Annotated in this window: 1 protein-coding gene; it reads right to left on the reverse strand. The window is 65.1% G+C overall.

Features of this window, described 5'->3' with window-relative positions; translation table 11 throughout:
- A partial coding sequence (locus CSC70_RS14155; protein ID WP_162457216.1) for a response regulator transcription factor occupies nucleotides 1-510 on the reverse strand: 510 nt, incomplete at its 3' end.
- Between the last annotated feature and the right edge of the window lie 78 nt (nucleotides 511-588).

A 588-nucleotide genomic window follows, 5' to 3' on the forward strand; every position in this document is an offset into this window, starting at 1 on the left:
CAGATGCAGGCGCGCGGCAATCTGCTTGTTCAACAGGTCTTGCACCACCACTCGCGTGACATCCTGTTCGCCGCTACTCAGCGACTCCCAACGTGCACGCAGTTCTGCGGCGACCGCCTCGTTCTGGCGACGCACGCGGTCGCGGCGGATGCCGTCCTGAATCGCGTCCAGCAAGGCCTGATCGCGGAACGGTTTGGTCAGGAATTCGATCGCGCCGTTCTTCATCGCCTCCACGCGCATCGCGATATCGCCATGGCCGGTAATGAAGATGGTGGGCAGGGCGAAGCCGGAGTCGACCATGCGCCGATGGAACTCCATCCCGCTCTGGCCCGGCATCCGGATGTCGAGCACCAGGCAGGCGGGTGCCTCGTGCAACCGATGCGCGAGGAATTGATCGGTGGAACCGAACGCGTAAACCTGCAAGCCGACCGAGGCGAACAGATCCTCCAGCGCGGCGCGCATCGAGGCATCGTCGTCGATGAGATACACCACCGGAGCCAGCTCGCTCATTGCCTGCGCTCCGTCGCGACCAAGGGGAAACGCAGGCCGAAGCGCGCGCCGCGTACACCGGTCGGCTCGGCCCCGACA

The sequence above is a fragment of the Pseudoxanthomonas kalamensis DSM 18571 genome (assembly GCF_010211745.1).
GTDB classification, from domain to species: domain Bacteria; phylum Pseudomonadota; class Gammaproteobacteria; order Xanthomonadales; family Xanthomonadaceae; genus Pseudoxanthomonas_A; species Pseudoxanthomonas_A kalamensis.